The sequence below is a fragment of the Pseudomonas sp. NPDC089530 genome (assembly GCF_050280705.1).
Lineage (GTDB): Bacteria > Pseudomonadota > Gammaproteobacteria > Pseudomonadales > Pseudomonadaceae > Aquipseudomonas.
On the sequence record NZ_JBNNVU010000058.1, the window covers coordinates 17,922 to 36,366 of the forward strand.

The window sequence follows — 18,445 nt, forward strand, 5'->3', positions numbered from 1 at the left end:
TCGGGTCCCTGGGGTCAGAGCTCGGCATAGAGCCGGCCGGGGTTGAAGATCCCTTGCGGGTCCAGTTGCGCCTTGAGCTGGCGGTGGTAGCGCAGCAGCACCGCCGGCAACGGCTGGAAGGGGCTGTCCACCAGGCCGTGGCTGTAGCAGGTGGCGTGGCCGCCGACGCGGCTGGCGAGGTCGCGGATGCGCTCGGCCGGGGCGGCGGATTTCAGCCAGCGCTGGGCGCCGGCCCAGTCGATCAACTGCTCGCCGGGCAACTCCAGGGGGCCACAGTTGTTGGGCAGCGACAGGCGCCACAGCGGCAGGCCCTCGTCGAAAAACGCCAGCCGTTGTTCGTTGAGGTCGGCCCAGTACTCGGCGGCCAGCGGCTCGCCGCCCAGACGGTCGCGGGCCGCGTTCACCGAGCCTGCGCCGCCCTCCAGGCGCAGGTGCAGGCGCTGGCCGTCGTGGCTGGCAGCGCTGATGGGCAGTGGCTGCCGGCCCCATTCGGCGAGCCGGGCCAGGGCCCTGGCGCTGTCCATTTCCAGGCTCAGGCCGAGGCACTGGCGGGGGGGGGGGCAGCACCTTGAGCGACACTTCGGTGAGCACCCCGAGGCAGCCGTAGCTGCCCACCAGCAAACGCGAAAGGTCGTAGCCGGCGACGTTTTTCATCACCTCGCCGCCAAAGCGCAGGTGCTTGCCGGTGCCGGTGATGACTCGGCTGCCGAGGACGAAATCCCGCACCGAGCCGGCCCAGGGCCGCCGTGGGCCGGACAGGCCGCTGGCGACCATGCCGCCGACGGTGGCGCCGTCGCCGAAGGCCGGCGGTTCGCAGGCCAGCATCTGCCCGGCGGCGTCCAGGGCGGCCAGCAGTTCCGACAACGGCGTGCCGGTACGCACCGTCACCACCAGTTCGGTCGGGTCGTAGCGAACGATGCCGCGATGGGCGCGGGTATCGAGCACTTCTCCAGCCGTCATCCGCCCGAGAAAGGCCTTGCTGTTGCCGCCCTGGATCAGCAGCGGGGTGTTGCCGGCCAACGCCTGTTCGACCTGTTCCAGCAGCGCGCCGCTGGCGTCGTTGTCCGCATGCGCCGTCATCAGAAACGCTCCAGGTCGGGGAAGGGCAGTTGCCCGGCGTGCACGTGCATCGCGCCGAACTCGGCGCAGCGGTGCAGGGTCGGGATGTTCTTGCCGGGGTTGAGCAGGCCGCCGGGGTCGAAGGCCGCCTTGACCCCGTGGAACAGGGTCAGTTCGTCGCTGTTGAACTGGGCGCACATCTGGTTGATTTTCTCCCGGCCGACCCCGTGTTCGCCGGTGATGCTGCCGCCGACCGCCACGCACAGTTCGAGGATTCTGCCGCCCAGGGCTTCGGCGCGTTCCAGCTCCCCGGGCCGGGCGGCGTCGAACAGGATCAGCGGGTGCATGTTGCCGTCGCCGGCATGGAACACATTGGCCACCCGCAGCCCGTATTCGGCGGCCAGCGCGGCGATGGCCTGGAGCACCCCCGGCAATTCCCGGCGCGGAATGGTGCCGTCCATGCAGTAGTAGTCCGGCGACAACCGGCCCACCGCCGGGAAGGCGTTCTTGCGCCCGGCCCAGAAACGCACCCGCTCGGCCTCGTCCCGGGCCTGGCGCACCTCGGTGGCGCCGGCCCGTTCGAGCACCGCGCGGACCCGGTCGCAATCGGCGTGGACATCGGCCTCCACGCCGTCCAGTTCGCACAGCAGGATGGCGGCGGCGTCCACCGGGTAACCGGCGTGAATGAAGTCTTCGGCGGCGCGGATCGCCAGGTTGTCCATCATTTCCAGGCCGCCGGGGATGATGCCGGCGGCGATGATGTCGGCCACCGCGCGGCCGGCTTTTTCCACCGAGTCGAAGGCCGCCAGCAGCACCTTGGCCAGCGGTGGCTTGGGCAGCAGCTTGACCGTGACTTCGGTGATCACCCCCAGCAGGCCTTCGGAACCGGTGAACAGCGCCAGCAGGTCGAAGCCCGGGGCGTCCAGGGCGTCGCTGCCCAGGGTCAGGCGTTCGCCCTCGATGCTGAGGATTTCCACCTTGAGCAGGTTGTGCACGGTCAGGCCGTATTTCAGGCAATGCACGCCGCCGGCGTTTTCCGCGACGTTGCCGCCGATGGAGCAGGCGATCTGCGAGGACGGATCGGGGGCGTAATACAGGCCGAACGGCGCGGCGGCCTGGGAGATCGCCAGGTTGCGTACCCCGGGCTGGACCCGGGCGGTGCGGGCGGCGGGGTCGATCTGCAGGATCCGGTCGAAACGCGCCATCACCAGCAGCACGCCTTGCTCCAGGGGCAGGGCGCCGCCGGACAGGCCGGTGCCGGCCCCCCGGGCGACCACGGGCACCCGGCGTTCATGGCAGATCCGCAGCAGTTCCTGGACTTGCTCAACCTGTCGCGGCAGGGCCACCAACATGGGCGTGGTGCGATAGGCCGAGAGGCCGTCGCATTCGTAGGGCTTGAGATCCTCGGTCTGGTGCAGCAGGTCGAGGTCGGGCAGGCGCTGGCGCAGCGCGTCGAGTAGTGCCGCTTTGTCGACCTTGGGCAGCGCGCCGTCGACGCGTTCGTCGTAAAGGATATTCATCGGAGGCTAACGACCCCTGAGTGGTTTTTATGGGCGGTCGCGGGCGGGCCGCTGCATTGCATCATTGGCCCGGCGGGCCTTGCTGTCCACGGGACCCATAGCCGGTCGAGCCGGTTTGTCCCGTGGTACAGGCCGGGTTTGCGATAAAAATCCCGGCATTTCAAAAGGATGGCGGCGGGACTTGCTCGGACGGTTGTTGCCCCATGACGGGTCATGCCAGCGCAGGGCGCAGGGGCCGCGACCCGCGGGGCAGTGGGGGCGGTGGGCAGTCACTACACTGCTAGAGACGCGGTAACCATCGCGTCGTCGATGACCACCACAAAGGAGTCACACCATGTCCAGCGATACCTGTGCCTGCCCGGGTTGCACCTGCAAGGTCGGCGCCCATGCCATCGTGCGTCATGGCAAGCACTACTGCTGCCAGGCCTGTGCCAGCCACCACGCCAACGGCGAACCCTGCGCCTCCACCGAAGGCTGCGACTGCGCCAAGGGCGTGCACCACTGACGGCTTGAGGCCGGCGGGCGGGAACGACAGCGGAGCCTGGCGCGGCTCCGCTTTCGATGGCGGGCCGGCTAGTCGGCTTCGAGTTCTGAGGCGGGGAGAGGGCTGCGGGCACTGGCGAACCACCAGGCCGCGGCCGCGCCCAATAGCGTGGTCAGCACGGCCAGGATCAGGATCACCCGCTGGGTGCCGAGCGGCGCGGCCAGCAGCGCCACCAGCAGGCCGGCCAGGGGTTGCGAGAGGTTGTTGAGCAGGGTGATCACGCCCACGGTCTTGCCGAAGTCCTGGGGCGGAATCACCCGCTGGCGGATGCTGCGCATGTAGACGTTGAACATCTTGTCGAAGCCGACGATCAGCAGGAAACCCAGCACATAGCCGCCCAGGTTCGGGCTCAGGGCGCTGACGAAGGCGCCTGCGGCAATCGCCGAATAGGCCACGACCCCCAGCAGCCGCAGGGGCAGCACTACCCGGGCGAGGAAGAACAGGATCGCGATGGTGGTCACTGCACCCGCTGCCTGCAGCCCGGCGTAGTCGTCCTTGCCGGCGCTGTACTGGCCGATCACCATGGCCGCCGAGGTGGCGAGGGTGACCCCGACGATCAGGTTGACCCCCACCGCCAGGGCGATGATTTTTTGCAGTTCCGCCAGGTTGCGGATATGCCCGAAGGCGATCCGCAAAGGCTGCAGCCAGATGTCCCGGTGCTGCTCGAACACCTCCAGGGTGATGCGGCTCAGGCGTTGCCACGCCAGCATGCTCAGGTCGGCCAGCAGGAACAGCCCGGCAATCCACAGCACCACCCAGTGCCAGGCCCAGACCTCCAGCAGCAGCGCGGCCACCAGCGGCCCGAGGACCAGTCCGGTCTGGTCGGCGATCTGCGAGTAGGACAGGGTCTTGGTGTAGCTGTAGTGCTGGAAGATATGCGGCATCAGCACCTCGCGGGCCATGATGCCCTGGGTGGTCAGCACCCCGCACAGCGCCGACAGCGCCACCACCCAGGCGATGCCGCCGAAGATCCCGTACAGCGCCACCGCCAGCACGCAGAGCAGCGCCCGGTAGACCTGGCTGATATGCAGGATGCGGATGGGCGAGAACTTGTCGCACAGGGCCCCGCACAGCGGAAACGCGAGAAAGCGCGGCAGCGATTCGACGAAGAACGCCAGCCCGGCCCAGGACGCGCTGTTGGTGGTCTGGAACACCACCAGCGGCACGATGAACAGCAGGATCTGATCCGCCAGCCGCGACAGAAACAGCGAGACAAAAAAAGCCAGGTAATCCTTACGCATGGTGACCTCCTGTCGGTATGCGGCGCGGCGGAGCAGGCAGCCGCGCCATCAGTAGGCCGAGCCCGAGCTGTCGTTGAGGTTATGCCGCTCGTCGCCGCGCAGGGGCGGGTTGAACACGCTGACCAGGATCAGGTCCTGCTCCTTGCCTCCGCGCAGGTAATGGCGGTCGTGCTGATCGAGTACATACACGTCGCCGGGTCGGATCGGGTAGACGTTGCCCTGCATGTCTTCGACCTCGCCTTCCCCGGCGATGCAGTAACACGCCTCCAGGTGATTGCGATAGTGCAACAGCGATTCGCTGCCGGCACGGACCACGGTGTGGCACAGGGTAAAACCCATGGCGTCGCGTTCGGTGAGCAGGCGATGGCTGGTGCCGGCTCCCCATTCGACGAAATACGGGGTTTTCTCGACGTCGGTTTTGCTGCGAACGAACATGTGAACCTCTCTGGAACAGTCGGTTGGCAAAAGGGGTCAGGCCGGCCGGGCGGCTTCGGCGGGGCACAGAATGGCGTTGCCGCAGGCGAGCATGGCGTCGTTCCAGACCAGGTCGCGGTGCGCGGCCATGGCCTGGATATCGCGCCAGTGGCGCTGCAGCAGGTTGCCGGCCACCAGCGACGAGGCGCCGAGGCGTTCCACCAGGCGCTGCACCGCCTGCACGCATTGCCGCGCCAGATAGGCCCGGTCGCGCTTGAGCAGCAACAGCTGCCGCTCGTCCAGGGCGCGGTCGTGCACGCCGGCGTCATGCAGCCGGGAAACCAGCGAGTCGTACAGCAGCCCGGCGCTGTACAGCTGGGCGGCGCAATGGGCCGCCTGTTCGGCGACCCGCGGGTCGCCGGCCAGGGGCGAGCCGGCCAGCGCCGCCACATAGGCGGCATAGGCACCCTCGGCGCAACCGAGCAGCGGGCCGACGATCGAGGTGGTGAGGTAGGGCACCAGGGGCAGGCGGTCGATATAGTCGGTGCCGGCCGCGGACGGCCGCGGGGCGAACACCTCGTGCAGGGCGAAGACCCGGTCGTGGGGCACCAGCAACTGGTGGGCCAGCACATCGTGGGAGCCGGTCGCGGCCATGCCGCAGCTGTCCCAGCTGTCGAGTATCTCTACCTCCTGTGCCGCCACCAGCAGCAGGAAGCGCGGGGTGTGCATGGCCTGCGGGTGGTTGGCGCAGGGCGCGTTGAGCATCAGCCAGGTGGCGTCCTCGATGCCCGAGCTGAAGCGCCAGCGACCGTTCACCCGCAGGCCCCCGGCCTCCCAGGACAGCTGGCTGTCGGCGCCGCTGGAGGCCGAGGCGAACAGCTGCTGGGGACCCGCGGTGTACAGCCGGTCCTGGCAGGCGGCGGGCAGGCGCCTGGCGATGCAGCCGTGGCCGCCCACCAGGGCCAGCATCCAGCCAGTGGAGGAGCAGGCCCTGGCGGCGATACGCGCGCTTTCCACCAGCGTCGGCCAGTGCCCCGTGCCGGTGGCCGGGGCGCGTGGCGACAGCAGGTCCAGCCAGCCGCCGGCGAACAGTTCGCCGAAGCTTGTGCGGCTCAAGCGGCGGTCGCGCTCGGCGCCGGCGGCCCGTTCGCGCCAGCCTGGCAGGTGCTGCAGGGCCCGCTGACACAGCGCGGGGAGGGCGGCGCGGTGGAACCCTTGCTCGGCAGGATCAAACATCGGCGGTTCCCCCGGCGCTGCCTGGGGGCGGGGACATGGCGCCGAGGCGCGGGCCTTCGAAACAGAAGCCCGCCGGTTGCACCACCGGGCCCAGCAGGGCGAGGAAGCGCTCGATCTGCTCCTGATCGTCCGAGGCGACGAATTCGCAGAAGTTGCTGCTGCTCCACAGCAGGTGGACGTGCTTGAAGCGGGCCGAGAGGGCTGCCACCAGTTCGGCCAGGGTGACCTGGCCGTTCTGCATCTGTTCGAGCATCTGCTGGCGTTTCCAGAGGATTTCTGCCTCGCTGAAGTAACGGGTCTTGAACACCTCGTCCTTGATCCGCTCGCGCCGCAGGTATTCCTGCGGGTCGGGGTGGTTGAGCTTCTCGAGGAAAAACGCCAGCCCCCCGGGCTTGAGAAATTGCTGGATATGGGCGATTTGCCGGTCGCGGTCCCGGGTATAGAACTGGAATGCCGCCATTTCATAAATGAAATCGAAGCCCTGGCCGAACTGCCGGTACTCCGGGCTTTGCAGCAGCGCCGGGCTGACCTTGAAGAACGACTGCGGATAGAACCGCGAGAGCGTCGGGTCGGCATGCCGCTCGAAGGCGATCCGGTTGGCCCGGTTGGGCGAGGAAGTGAAGCTGTGGATCAGCCCCTGGGAGTGGCCGGCCAGGGCGCGGCCGTTGCTGCCGTCGAAGGCGTCGACTTCGAACAGGCTGAAGGTCCGGCCGGCTGGCCTGTCGCTGGCCTGGGCCAACCGGGTCAGCGCCACGCCGACCCTGGACAGCTCTTCGAGGATGTAGGGCACGCTGGCCAGGAAGTGCGAGAACAACGGGCCCGCCCCCGCGATCAGGCGGTCGTGGTAGTCGAGCACCCGCGGATCGTCGATCTGCGACCTGAGGTGGCTGGCCAGGGATTGCAACGGCACCTGGCTGGCCCCCGTGGCCAGGCTGTGGAAGTGGTCGGCCAGTTTCAGCATGGCGCTTTGCTGCAGGTCGTGGTCCAGGCTGGCGTCGTCCAGCGGCTGCGGACAAGTCTTCATGATGATGGAGCTCCTGCTGTCAGATCAGTCCTTTGGCGGTGAACTTGCCCGAGTCGGTTTTCGGCAGCGCCTCGAGGAATACGCAGTGGGTCGGCACCATGTGCCAGTCCAGGCGGGCCTTGCAGTAGTCGAGCAGGGTCTGCTCGCTGGTCTGGCCGTGGCCGGCTTCGAGCACGATGCAGGCCCTGGGCACATGCCCGGCCGACTCGTCGGCGACCGGCACCACCAGCACCTCGGCTACCGCCGGGTGCGCGGCCAGGCACTGCTCGATTTCCCGCGGGTTGACGTTCCAGATATTGCGCGCGAACACATCGTCCTTGCGCGCCACGTAGTAGAGGTAGCCCTGGGCGTCTCGCTTGAACAGATCGCCGGTGCGGTACAGCCGCCCATGGCCGAAGGCGTCGTGGACGAAGGCCCTGGCATTGGCCTCGGGCATGTTCCAGTACTCGAGCATCAGGTAGTCGCTGGTCACCAGCAGTTCGCCGACTTGCCCGGGCTGGTCGATGGCCCGGCCCTGTTCGTCCACCAGGTACAGGCTGACGCCGGGCAGGGGCTTGCCCACCGAAGTCGGGCGCTGGTCGATCTCCTCGGGCGGCAGGTAGCTGACGCGCTTGCACTCGGTGAGCCCGTAGTTGGAAAAGATCCGTACCTGGGGCAGGGCCTGGCGGATTCGCTGGATATGGCGGGTGTGCAGGGCCTGTCCGCTGCTGGAGATGTAGCGCAGGCTGGGGATCCTGGCCTGCCATTGCGGGCCGGTGTTGGCCAGCAGGAAGAACACCGGCGGGAACACATGCATGGCCGTGACCGCCTCGCGCTCGACCACGGCAAGGACGTCTTCGGCGCTGCCGGCGGGGCGGCTTTCGATGACGCTGGTGGCACCGGCGAACAGCGGCATCATGACGTTGTAGACGCCATAGTCGGAGGCCAGCGTCGAGTAGCTGAGGATGCGGTCGTCGGGGGTATTTTCCAGGTAGGCGGTGACCCGGCTGGAGGCCGCCAGCATGATCCGGTGATTGACCAGCACCCCCTTGGGATTGAAGGTCGAACCCGAGGTGTAGAAGATCGACGTGGGCCGCTCGGGGTCCGCGACCGGCGCCGGGGCGGCCGGGAGGTTCTGCGCCTGGTGCGCGGCGATGGCCGCGGCCAATTCGACGACCCCCGGCATGGCCGCGGGGGCGGGAACGGTGAGCAGGACCCGCTCCAGGCCGGCTGCCGCGATCAGCCCCGGCAGGTCGTCGGTGCAGTCGGTGATCAGCACCCGGGCGCCCGAATGCCTGAGCTGATGGATCAGCTTGCCGCGACTGAGGGTGTGATGGGTGGCCGCGGTGATCGCCCCGGCCTGCAGCAGGCCCAGATAGGCGGCGATCAGTTCGACGGAAATGGCCGAATACAGGCCCACACGCTCGCCCGGGGCGACGCCCAGGGCCGGCAGCAGGGCGGCGATCTCATCCGCCCGGCGTTGCAGGTCCCGATAGCGGGTCGCTACCCCATCCAGGACGATGGCGGGTTTGTTCGGGTATCTGTGGGCGTTATCCGCGATGGCCTGATGGAAAAGTTGCATTGACCGACATCCTTTTTAAGTACAACTCCAGGGGGTTACTTGCGTTTGCGTGCACACACCGAAACATAAGTGCCTTGCCAAGTATAGGGCTCGATCGGCAAGTTTTCGGAATTGCTCAATGGCCAACTCTGTTTGTCGAAGAAATGATTGAAGGCGAAGATTTCAAAGTCGCCCAGCCAGGCATCGAAAAAACCTTCGCTGTCTTGAATGGAAAGTCCGGCTTCCTTGTCCCAGATAAAAGGCTCGCCGCTGGCCTGGAAGTAACGCGTAAGGCCGGATAGCAGGTCGAGAAATATATAACCGCCGGGCTTTACCGCATTGATGATCTTCGGCATTACCTGTTCAAGTTCATCCCGGGTAAAGAAGTGCAGCACTTCGGAGCACACGACGACGTCGTAGGCCTCCCGGGCGGGAACATGGTCGAGGATATCGGCCTGCTGAAAGTCCAGCTCCCGCAACCAGGGATTGTGCTTGCGGCTCCGTACCGTGCTGTCGACCATGTCCACGCCGCTCAGGCTGTAGCCCTTGCGGGCCAGGGCCGTGAGGTTGCGGCCGTCGCCGCAGCCCAGCTCCAGGGCCCGGCCCGGACCGTCGGGCAGGCTGGCCAGGAACTGCTTGAATTCACCGCGCAGTTCGCCGAACAGGCCGCCGTTGTCGCAGGCGCTGTATTCGCTGTCATACCACTTTTTCAGGACGCAACTGTTCACTACTTTCATAGTTGTTCTCTGGCAGGGATATAGGTGAGCAGGCAATGGATCGCGCAGGCTGAAAGCGTGCGATCGCTGGATCAGCTAGGGCGTGGGAGATATGAAAGTTCGGAACGCAAGAGAGGATGGAGCTGGCGATGGCAAGACATAATGAAACTCCATTTCATTGTTGTTTTGAAACATGTCCATGGTTATCGGAAGTTGCAGAAGTCTCGATAACGGAGGGGGATGTTTCCATCGGCCGGCTTGCCCTGTCAAGGCGAAACAATGTCGGATAAAGGGGATTTTTGTCACGGTCCGGTGACATTGTTCAGGCCGGTTTTATGCTTCGTTATTCGGGTTTAAATAATTATCGCAGTTTGCTTGATAACCCATGACGGTGCCGGTTATCGAGTGGCGGACATGGGCGGCGGTTTGGCTGGCGCCGCGCGGAAGGGCAGCCTGGGGGAGATCGTGGTTTCCCCTTGCCGGGCGCGGCGGCGCGGTTACCATGGGGGCCTCCGTTAGACGACGATGCCCGCCCATGGCCCTTGCCGCACCTCCCGACCTCAGCGACACCGATGTGCCGGTGCAACCCCTGGCGCGCACCTATCCCCGTGGCCTGTTCATCGAGCCCCACGAGCATGTGTGGGGGCAGTTGTTGTATGCCATGAGCGGGGTGATGTGGGTCGAGACGCCGCACGAGGCGCTGGTCGTACCGCCGCAACGGGCGGTGTGGCTGCCACCGGGCGTGCGCCACGGGATTCGCGTGGTCAGCGACCTGCAGATGCGCAATATCTATCTGCGCCCATCCCTGGCGGCGACCCTGGACAGCCAGGTGCAGGTGTTGCAGGTGGACAACCTGCTGCGCGAGCTGATCGTGCGCCTGGTGGAGCACGACACCGCGCCGCAGCCCGAGTACTACGAGGCGCTGGTGGGGCTGGCCTTGCTGGAGCTCAGGCGTGCTCGTCGTTCGCAGTTGAAGATCGTGCTGCCGGACAGCTCCGACCGGCGCCTGATCAGCCTCTGCCAGGCGGTGATGGCCGCGCCGTCCCTGGACATTCCCTTCGAGCAGCATGCCGAGGCGGCAGGGGCCAGCGTGCGGACCCTGGCGCGGCTGTTCAAGGATGGCCTGGGCATGGGCTTCGCCGAATGGCGCCGCCAGGTGCAACTGGCCACGGCCGCCGCCGAGCTGATCCAGGGCGTGCCGGTGAGCACCATCGCTCGCGAGTTGGGGTATTCCCCCGGGAGCTTCAGCGACATGTTCCGCCGCGAACTGGGGGTGGCCCCGTCGCAATATGCCGTCGGTGAAGCCCGCGTCTGAGCCGCGCTTTCTGTAGGCGCGAAGCATGTTGGTGGTGCAGGCGCTGCGGTAGGCAGGCTCGCGATAGCGTCCGTCCAGACACACCGCATCGCCAGCAAGCTGGCTCCTGCAGGGGGAGGGGCAGGCCGTCGGGGCCGCGGATTGGCCGAAATCCTGAAGTGCTTGGCCGGTTGCCCGGACCTGCGCTCCCTAGACTCCCGGCATGCCCAAGCGCCGCCGTTCGGCGCGGCGCCCTGCACGGAGTTGGCCATGAATTACCTTATATCCCTCGCGATCGGCCTTTTCGTCGGCCTGCTCTACGGCGCCCTGGACTTTCGCTCGCCGGCGCCGCCGGCCATCGCCCTGGTGGGGCTGCTCGGCATGCTCGCCGGCGAACAGCTGTGGCCCCTGGGCCGGCAGCTGGTGAATGGCTGGCTGTCCTGAAGACTTCGATCCTTTTTTATCCCCGTTGATGGAGGCGCTCATGCACGCCCTGCAATTTTCCAAGACCGGCGATCTCTCGTCGTTGCGCTATGTCGAAGTGCCGACCCCGGTCCCGGCGGCCGATCAGGTACTGGTGGAGATCAAGGCCGCGGGCCTCAACCCCAGCGACGTGAAGAACGTGCTCGGACGTTTTCCCTACACCACCTTGCCGCGCATTCCCGGGCGGGATTTCGCCGGGGTCGTGGTGGACGGGCCGCGGGAAATGGTGGGCCAGGAGGTCTGGGGCACCGGCAAGGAGCTGGGGTTCTATGCCGACGGCTCCCATGCCCAGTACGTGGCGCTGGCGGCCAAGGGCGTGGCGCCCAAGCCGAGGCACCTGAGCTTCGCCCAGGCCGCCAGCCTCGGCGTGCCTTACACCACCGCCTGGGATGCCCTGGAGCGCAGTGGGGTGAAGGCCGACACCAGGTTGCTGGTGATTGGCGGCGGCGCGGTGGGCAGTGCCGCCCTGGCCCTGGCCAAGGTCCGCGGCGCCCGGGTGCTGGCCGCCGCGCGGCGCCCGGAGCAGGTCAGGGCCTTGCAGGACCAGGGGTTCCAGACGTTGCAGCTGGATCGGCCGGAGGACCTGGGGGCCCAGGTCGACGCCGTGTTCCCAGGCGGCGCCGAAGTGATCTTCGACACCACCGGCTTCTGGCTGCCGGCCGCGGTGGCGGCCCTGGCGCCGTTCGGCCGCATCGCCATCATCGCCGCGCCGGTGGACGGCCATGTGCAATTGCCGGCCCTGGCTCTGTATCGCAAGGGCGGTTCGGTGGTGGGGATCAATTCGTTGCTGTACGGCGTACAAGCCTGCGCGGCGATGCTCGAGCAGTTCGGCCGCTTCTTCGATCAAGGCTTGTTGCCGCTGCCCCAGGGGTTGCTCGAAACGCCGCTGGAGCAGGGCGTCGAGCGTTATCGCGAGGTGAACCAGGGCAGCGGCGAGAAGGTGATTCTGTTGCCGTAAGGCTGCAGGCAAGGCTTTTTGTAGCCGCTGCCGAGGGCTGCGATCGACCCGAAGGGGCGCAGCGATCCTGAGTTCGCCGAGGTCCTTCGGACCTATCGCAGCCTGCGGCAGCGGCTACAGGTCGGATCGCTTCGACCCATGGCATGCAACCCCGTCATGAAGGTCGCCCGGGCTGTCGGTCAGGCTCCGGGCACGCCTTTCTCCCACGCCGACCAGTGTTTCAGGATGTCCTGCACCAGCGGGTTGCCGGTGCGATAGAGGTTTTCCAGGGCCGGGGCGAAGCCGCCCTGGTCGGCGTACTTGAGCAGGTTGTCGACCTCGCTGCCCCCCGGTGCGGGGCGGTCGAAGTCGGAGCCGGCGCGGACCACCGCCAGGCGCTGGACGTCCACCCGGCCTTCGCGGCTGGCGCGCAGCAGGGCTTCATAGGTCGAGTTGTCTTCCTGCTGGGTGGTGCAGTACTCGCCCTGGTTGTCGGTCAGCAGGCGGGTCCAGACTTCGGCCCGTTCGCTCAGGCGGGTGCCGGAGAACCAGGTGTTGCCCGCCAGGGTGTCGCACTGGGTCACCACCGGCGGCTGGTTGGCCGGGGCTGCCGGGTACTTGAGGCGCCAGGCCGCCGATTCCTTGCTTTCGCTCAGGGTTACATGACGCGACAGGGCGAAGGCCTTGGCCTGCAGTTTCGGGTTGAGCTCGAAGACCTCGGTCTTGTAGTCCAGCGGCGGTTTCTCGTTCGGGCCCTGGGTGTTGATCCCCAGGTAGCCGGTCGGCCAGTCCTTGGGCGCATCCCGCGAGTCCAGTTCCCACTGGGTGCCGAATTCCACCAGGTAATGGGCCCAGGCGGCGGTACCGATGGTCCCGTGTTTGGGGCTGATGCCGGCGATCCCGGCGACCAGGAAGTAGCTCTTGCGCAGGTCGAACTTGGGCGACAGCGCCAGGGCCAGGGTCGAGGCCGCGGCATTGGTCTGGCCCATGCCGGTGACCAGCAGGCAGACCTCCTGGTCATTGCAACGAACGACCGGGTATTGCGCCGACAGGCCCGGTACCCGTACTTCTTTTTTCAGCCCCAGGCGCTCGACCCAGTGCTGGGCCTCGGGGGCGAACATGGTGATCAGCATCACCTTGGGTTTGATCGGGGCCGCCGCGGTTTCGCCGGCCCAGGCCGTCGAGGCGAGCAGGGTGCCGCAGGCCAGGCCCAGGGACAGGGAAAGACGGGTAATCGCGTGCATGAAAGCCTCCATTGCTTGAGTGGTCAGAACTGGTAACCGATGCCGGCGTAGTAACCCCAGCCATTGGAACGGGCGCGGAAATCGCCGTCGCCGAAATTCAGTTCGCTGCCGTCCTGCCAGTTGCCGCCGTTGTGGAAGTAACGGCCGACCAGGGTGAAACGCAGGTGAGTGAAGGAGTAAAGCAGCACATTGGTGGCCACCGTGGCGTTGGCGGTGCGGGCCGGGTTGTCCTGGTGCAGGTCCGAGCCGAAGTCGAAGTTGGTGAAGCCGATGTAGGTCAGCGACGCACCGTTGCTGAATTTATCGATGGGCACGATGTACTTGAGCTGGGCGCGGTAGCCGTCCCACGAGTACTCGTTGCTGGCGCCGTAGTTTTCCCACTGGTAGCGCCCGTAGAAGTTGGCCGACAGCTTGACCCGCGAATGGGTGTCGATGTCGGTGCCCAGGCCGCTGTACAGGGTGTTGGCGCGGTTGGCGCTGTTGCTGCCGTGGTCGTAGATCCAGTCGAAGGCCACGTACCATTCCTTGAACGGGCCGATGGCCAGGCTGCGCCCGGCCAGGTAGTCGATAGAGATCCGCGGTTCGTGCTCCATGAACAGCGGTGAGCCGTGGTCCCAGGCGCCTTTGTCATGGCTGTTGCCGATGCCGAGGATCTTCGGCACGTCGATGTAGCCATACAGCTCGAACGGCCCCTTGCGGCCGAAGTACTCGTATTCCAGGTAGATATCGTCGGCCGGCCGCGGACCGAAACTGATGTCCTTGCTGCCGATCAGGGTCAGGTTCTGGTTGTACCAGTCCGACAGATACGCGCCTTTTTGGGGCGGGCTGGCCTCCGGGCTGAGGGTTTCGCCCTGGGCGGAGCCGTCGGTGGTTGTTTCCTGGGCCTGGGCCGTGCTGCTGAGTACTCCCGTAACGGCGGCCAGTAGCAGGGAAACAGCCAGCGTGCGACAGGACGCCGAGGGGGTGAGAGGTGAATGCATTGAAAATCCCTGTTCGTGCAATAGAAGGCCAAGGCTGGCCGGGTTGGGGCGAACGTTCATTGATTTCCGGCTCAATGAGTTCGCGCAAACGTTTGCACAGGCTGTACCAACTTTTCCAGTCCCTTGAAAAAAAGACCGAATCGGCCCTTTAGCTGACGCTTTGGTTAAACAATCCCCGAAACCGGGCGGTACGGGCCAAAGCAGGCCGGGCCCGTCGGGGAGGCGCACGGCAGCACAGGGCGCGGACCGAAGGCTCTGTTAGAATTGCCGGTCCATGAACTTCCAGAGGTGTCCCATGAGCGAGCCGATTCGCCTGACCCAGTACAGCCACGGCGCGGGTTGCGGTTGCAAGATTTCTCCCCAGGTGCTGGAGGTGATTCTGGCCGGCAGCGGCGCGCAGAACCTCGATCCGAAACTCTGGGTCGGCAACGCCTCCCGCGACGACGCGGCGGTGTACGCCATCGACGAGGAACGTGGCGTGGTCTCGACCACCGACTTCTTCATGCCGATCGTCGACGACCCGTTCGACTTCGGACGCATTGCCGCCACCAACGCCATCAGCGACATCTACGCCATGGGTGGCGATCCGTTGATGGCCATCGCCATCCTCGGTTGGCCGGTGAACGTGTTGGCCCCGGAAATCGCCCGTGAGGTGATCCGTGGCGGGCGCGCGGTGTGCGACGCGGCCGGCATTCCCCTGGCCGGTGGCCATTCGATCGACGCCCCGGAGCCGATCTTCGGCCTGGCCGTGACCGGGCTGGTGGAAAAACGCCACATGAAGCGCAACGACACCGCCACCGCCGGCTGCCTGCTGTACCTGACCAAGCCCTTGGGCATCGGCGTGCTGACCACGGCCGAGAAGAAGGGCAAGCTGCGCGACGCCGACGTCGGCCTGGCACGGGACTGGATGTGCACCCTGAACAAGCCCGGCAGCCGTTTCGGCAAGCTCGACGGCGTGACCGCGATGACCGACGTCACCGGTTTCGGCCTGCTCGGGCACCTGGTGGAAATGGCCGACGGCAGCGGCCTGACCGCGCGCATTCATTACGACCGGGTACCGCGCCTGCCGGGGGTCGAGTACTACCTCGACCAGGGCTGCGTACCGGGCGGCACCCAGCGCAACTTCGACAGCTACAGCGGCAAGCTCGGGCGTATCCAGCCTCTGCACAAGCTGGTGCTGTGCGACCCGCAGACCAGCGGCGGGCTGCTGATCGCCGTTACCCCCGAGGGCAACGCGCAGTTCCTCGCGACCGCCGCCGAACTGGGCCTGGAACTGGCGCCGATCGGCGAGCTGGTGGAGCGACAGAGCAACGCGGTCGAGGTGATCTGATGCCCATCGATATCACCGATTACCGCGACATCTTCCTCAACGACCGGCCGATGATGGATACCCGCGCGCCGGTGGAATTCCACAAAGGCGCCTTCCCCGGCGTGGTCAACCTGCCGCTGATGACCGACCAGGAGCGCCAGCGGGTCGGCACCTGCTACAAGCAGCAGGGCCAGCAGGCGGCAATCGTCCTCGGCCATCAACTGGTGTCCGGGGCGGTCAAGGCCGAGCGTATCCAGGCCTGGGCCGACTTCGCCCGGGCCCATCCCGAGGGCTACCTGTACTGCTTCCGGGGCGGCCTGCGTTCGCAGATCGTCCAGCAGTGGCTCAAGGACGAGGCCGGTATCGACTATCCGCGGGTGGGCGGCGGCTACAAGGCTATGCGTACCTTCCTGATCGAGACCCTCGAGGGAGCGGTGGCCGAGTGCGACTTCGTCCTGCTCGGCGGCATGACCGGCATCGGCAAGACCGAGCTGCTCCAGCAACTGGACAACAGCCTGGACCTGGAAGGCCACGCCAACCACCGCGGTTCCAGCTTCGGCAAGCGGGCCAGCGGCCAGCCGTCGAACATCGATTTCGAGAACCGCCTGGCGGTGGACCTGCTGAAAAAGCGTGATCGTGGCATTGCCCAATTCGTGCTGGAAGACGAGAACCGCATGATCGGCAGCTGCGCCTTGCCGCTGCCGCTGTACCAGGGCATGCAGCGTTTTCCCATGGTCTGGCTGGAGGATGGCCTGGAAGGGCGGGTCGAGCGGATCCTGCGGGACTATGTGGTCGACCTCTGCGCGGAGTTCGTCGCGGCCTATGGCGAGGGCGGTTTCGAGCGGTTTTCCGCGCGCCTGCTGGAAAGCCTGAACAACATCCACAAGCGCCTGGGGGGCGAGCGCCATCAGCGTCTGTACCAGCTGCTGGAGGCCGCCCTGGCCGAGCAGGCGCGCAGCGCCAGCGTGGACCTGCACCGGGCCTGGATCGAGGGGTTGCTCAAGGAGTATTACGACCCGATGTATGCCTTCCAGCGCGAAAGCAAGGGCGCGCGCATCGAGTTCGTCGGCGAACAGGCGGCGGTGCTGGAGTATTTGCGCGAGCGCGCCAGTCGGCGCGGTTGAGTCGGTAGAAGGGCGGGGCCTTTGGCCCCATCGCGAGCAAGCTTCGCTCTTACGGGATACGTGCTTTTCTGTAGGAGCGAAGCTTGCTCGCGATGGCGTCCGGACGGACGCCATCGAACCTCTGGTTACAACACCGCCGCGCCGATCAGGCCGCTGGCCACGCCGATCAGCATGGTCAGGCCGGCCACGGTCAGCAGCACCCGGGCGTCGAAATCCTTGCGCAGCATCAGCAGCGACGGCAGGCTGATGCTCGGCAGGGTCATCAGCAGCGCCACCGCAGGTCCCGTGCCCATACCCAGGGCCATCATGGTCTGCACGATAGGGATTTCCGCCGCGGTGGGGATTACGAACAGGGTGCCGACAATCGCCAGCGGCACCAGCCACAGCAGGCTGTCGCCAATCGCGCCCTCGACATGGGGGAACAGCCAGACCCGTGCCGCGCCCAGCACCAGTACCGCCAGTACGTAGATCGGGATGGTGCTCCAGAACAGCTGCCACAGGCTGCGCGCCCAGCGGCTGAAGAAGCTCCCTTCATTACCCGCGCTGGCCTCGACCACGGCTTCCACCGCCGCCTCCGGCAGTTGTTCGGGGCGGGCGACGCGCTGGGCCACCAGCGATACCCCCAGCACCAGCACGATACCCGCCACCAGCCGCAGCGCGCTGAAGCCCCAGCCCAGGACAAAGCCCATGAACACCAGGGTCGCCGGGTTGAGCACCGGGTTGGCGATCCAGAAGGCCAGCGCCGCGCCTACCGAGACGTTCTGCCGGCGCATGCTCGCCGCCACCGGCGCGGCGCAGCAGGAACACATCATGCCCGGCAGGGCGAACAGGCCGCCGCGCAGGGTCGAGCCGAAACCGGCGCGGCCGAACAGGCGCAACAGCCAGTCCCGGGGGATCAGCACTTGCAGCAGCGAGCCGAGGATCACCGCCAGCACCGCGGCTTTCCAGATCGCCAGGAAATACACCTGGGCGTAGGCCAGGGCGGCGCTCAGCGGCGAGGTGGGCTGATCGTTGATGATCGAGGCGCCGATGCTGTGGCTGTCGGCGGCGATAAAGGCCTTGGCGTAGTAGGGCGACCACTTGACGAAGTAGAGGCCGACACAGGCCACCAGAACGAACAGGGCGGGTTTCCACCAGAGTGACCAGCCCCGGGCGGGGCTGGCAGGGGCAAGGCTGGACATGAACAGGGATTCCGGACAGGGACGATAGACCGGCAATCTTAGCGCAGCGGCCCGCCCGGCGCTGAACTGTAACGGCTGAAAGGGTGGGCGGGGGGCTGTCGCAGGCCCGCTTGTGGGGATCTGGCGGGCGCTGGAGACCCTGCGGGTCTATCGCAGCCTCGCTGTCGCTCGGCAGCGGCTACAGGGAATGGCGACATCTTCGGTATTCCGGCCGGGTTCGATGCTGGTGTAGCCGCTGCCGCAGGCTGCGATCGGGCGCGAAGCGGCCGCAAATCGGTCCATGTGGTGTTTCAGGCAAAACCGGTGCTCAGGTTTTGCGAGGACTAGCGGCTACAAGGGCCGGGGCAAGCGGTGCTTGCCCGTCAGGTCGGGCAGCTTTCTTCGCCGTTGTCCAGGCCCTGCTTGTAGCTGCGGCTGTCGAGGGTGGCCTTGCCGTTGTGCCAAGTCAGGGTCAGCACGTAGAGCGAGTCGAAATCGTTGGAGGCCCAGTCGTCGGTGATCGGGCGTTTTTCGCCGACGGCCTTGCGCGCCACCTTGTTGATCAATTCCGGCAGATAACCGTGGGACCAGGCGGTGTAGACGATTGCGTTGTGATAGCG

At 66.5% G+C, this 18,445-nt stretch carries 16 protein-coding genes and 2 pseudogenes; 6 read left to right on the forward strand and 12 right to left on the reverse strand.

Going from position 1 to position 18,445, the window contains the following annotated elements; genetic code table 11:
- Nucleotides 1-14 precede the first annotated feature (14 nt).
- Both glcE and glcD read right to left on the reverse strand, forming a co-directional pair.
- Nucleotides 15-1,080: pseudogene (gene glcE, locus ACQKQA_RS20265) on the reverse strand (glycolate oxidase subunit GlcE).
- The gene (glcD, locus tag ACQKQA_RS20270; protein WP_427561459.1) at nt 1,080-2,579 is read right to left on the reverse strand and encodes a glycolate oxidase subunit GlcD; all 1,500 of its coding nucleotides are present in this window, start codon (nt 2,577-2,579) and stop codon (nt 1,080-1,082) included. The pseudogene glcE and the gene glcD overlap by 1 nt, the downstream one beginning before the upstream one ends.
- 334 nt (nt 2,580-2,913) lie before the next feature.
- On the opposite strand from glcD, the gene ACQKQA_RS20275 reads away from it, so the two are divergent.
- Nucleotides 2,914-3,084 carry a metallothionein gene (locus tag ACQKQA_RS20275; protein ID WP_427561461.1) on the forward strand — a complete coding sequence of 57 codons (171 nt, stop codon included), beginning with the start codon at nt 2,914-2,916 and terminating at the stop codon, nt 3,082-3,084.
- Nucleotides 3,085-3,152: 68 nt separating this feature from the next.
- On the opposite strand, the gene ACQKQA_RS20280 is transcribed toward ACQKQA_RS20275, so the two are convergent.
- Genes ACQKQA_RS20280 through ACQKQA_RS20305 form a run of 6 tightly spaced genes read right to left on the reverse strand, consistent with a single transcriptional unit; the run spans nt 3,153 to nt 9,315 of the window.
- Nucleotides 3,153-4,364, reverse strand: a complete 1,212-nt coding sequence (locus ACQKQA_RS20280) for an MFS transporter (protein WP_427561464.1) — start codon at nt 4,362-4,364, stop codon at nt 3,153-3,155.
- Nucleotides 4,365-4,412: 48 nt separating this feature from the next.
- A complete protein-coding gene (locus ACQKQA_RS20285; RefSeq protein WP_427561467.1) occupies nt 4,413-4,799 on the reverse strand; it encodes an ectoine synthase in 387 nt (128 codons plus the stop codon).
- Nucleotides 4,800-4,835: 36 nt separating this feature from the next.
- The gene (locus tag ACQKQA_RS20290; RefSeq protein ID WP_427561470.1) at nt 4,836-6,014 is read right to left on the reverse strand and encodes an acyl-CoA dehydrogenase family protein; all 1,179 of its coding nucleotides are present in this window, start codon (nt 6,012-6,014) and stop codon (nt 4,836-4,838) included.
- The gene (locus ACQKQA_RS20295) at nt 6,007-7,038 is read right to left on the reverse strand and encodes a class I SAM-dependent methyltransferase (protein ID WP_427561473.1); all 1,032 of its coding nucleotides are present in this window, start codon (nt 7,036-7,038) and stop codon (nt 6,007-6,009) included. The genes ACQKQA_RS20290 and ACQKQA_RS20295 overlap by 8 nt, the downstream gene beginning before the upstream one ends.
- A 19-nt stretch (nt 7,039-7,057) precedes the next feature.
- Nucleotides 7,058-8,599, reverse strand: a complete 1,542-nt coding sequence (locus ACQKQA_RS20300; RefSeq protein ID WP_427561476.1) for a class I adenylate-forming enzyme family protein — start codon at nt 8,597-8,599, stop codon at nt 7,058-7,060.
- A gap of 35 nt (nt 8,600-8,634) precedes the next feature.
- Nucleotides 8,635-9,315: a class I SAM-dependent methyltransferase gene (locus ACQKQA_RS20305; RefSeq protein ID WP_427561479.1), complete on the reverse strand. Its 681-nt coding sequence runs from the start codon at nt 9,313-9,315 to the stop codon at nt 8,635-8,637.
- Between the two features lie 514 nt (nt 9,316-9,829).
- Here ACQKQA_RS20305 and ACQKQA_RS20310 point away from each other — a divergent pair.
- The 3 genes from ACQKQA_RS20310 (at nt 9,830) to ACQKQA_RS20320 (ending at nt 12,029) form a co-directional block, all read left to right on the forward strand.
- Nucleotides 9,830-10,609, forward strand: coding sequence for an AraC family transcriptional regulator (locus tag ACQKQA_RS20310; protein ID WP_427561482.1), 780 nt, complete (start codon nt 9,830-9,832; stop codon nt 10,607-10,609).
- A gap of 249 nt (nt 10,610-10,858) precedes the next feature.
- Entirely contained in the window at nt 10,859-11,032 is a 174-nt protein-coding gene (locus tag ACQKQA_RS20315; RefSeq protein ID WP_427561485.1) for a DUF1427 family protein, read from the forward strand.
- 40 nt (nt 11,033-11,072) lie between these two features.
- Nucleotides 11,073-12,029, forward strand: a complete 957-nt coding sequence (locus ACQKQA_RS20320) for a quinone oxidoreductase family protein (protein WP_427561488.1) — start codon at nt 11,073-11,075, stop codon at nt 12,027-12,029.
- Between the two features lie 179 nt (nt 12,030-12,208).
- Here ACQKQA_RS20320 and ACQKQA_RS20325 read toward each other — a convergent pair whose 3' ends face one another.
- Nucleotides 12,209-13,252 carry a purine-nucleoside phosphorylase gene (locus tag ACQKQA_RS20325; RefSeq protein ID WP_427561490.1) on the reverse strand — a complete coding sequence of 348 codons (1,044 nt, stop codon included), beginning with the start codon at nt 13,250-13,252 and terminating at the stop codon, nt 12,209-12,211.
- Between the two features lie 23 nt (nt 13,253-13,275).
- Nucleotides 13,276-14,232 carry a nucleoside-specific channel-forming protein Tsx gene (locus tag ACQKQA_RS20330; RefSeq protein WP_427561493.1) on the reverse strand — a complete coding sequence of 319 codons (957 nt, stop codon included), beginning with the start codon at nt 14,230-14,232 and terminating at the stop codon, nt 13,276-13,278.
- Nucleotides 14,233-14,527: 295 nt separating this feature from the next.
- Between ACQKQA_RS20330 and selD the strand changes: the two genes are divergently transcribed.
- Nucleotides 14,528-15,562, forward strand: a complete 1,035-nt coding sequence (selD, locus tag ACQKQA_RS20335; RefSeq protein ID WP_427561496.1) for a selenide, water dikinase SelD — start codon at nt 14,528-14,530, stop codon at nt 15,560-15,562.
- Complete coding sequence (gene mnmH / locus ACQKQA_RS20340) at nt 15,562-16,665, forward strand: tRNA 2-selenouridine(34) synthase MnmH (protein ID WP_427561499.1); 1,104 nt, start codon at nt 15,562-15,564, stop codon at nt 16,663-16,665. The genes selD and mnmH overlap by 1 nt, the downstream gene beginning before the upstream one ends.
- A 125-nt stretch (nt 16,666-16,790) precedes the next feature.
- Here the strand turns inward: mnmH and ACQKQA_RS20345 are convergent, their stop codons facing one another.
- Nucleotides 16,791-17,846, reverse strand: coding sequence for a permease (locus ACQKQA_RS20345; RefSeq protein WP_427561502.1), 1,056 nt, complete (start codon nt 17,844-17,846; stop codon nt 16,791-16,793).
- 362 nt (nt 17,847-18,208) lie between these two features.
- Nucleotides 18,209-18,445: pseudogene (locus tag ACQKQA_RS20350) on the reverse strand (histidine phosphatase family protein); the annotation flags it as partial.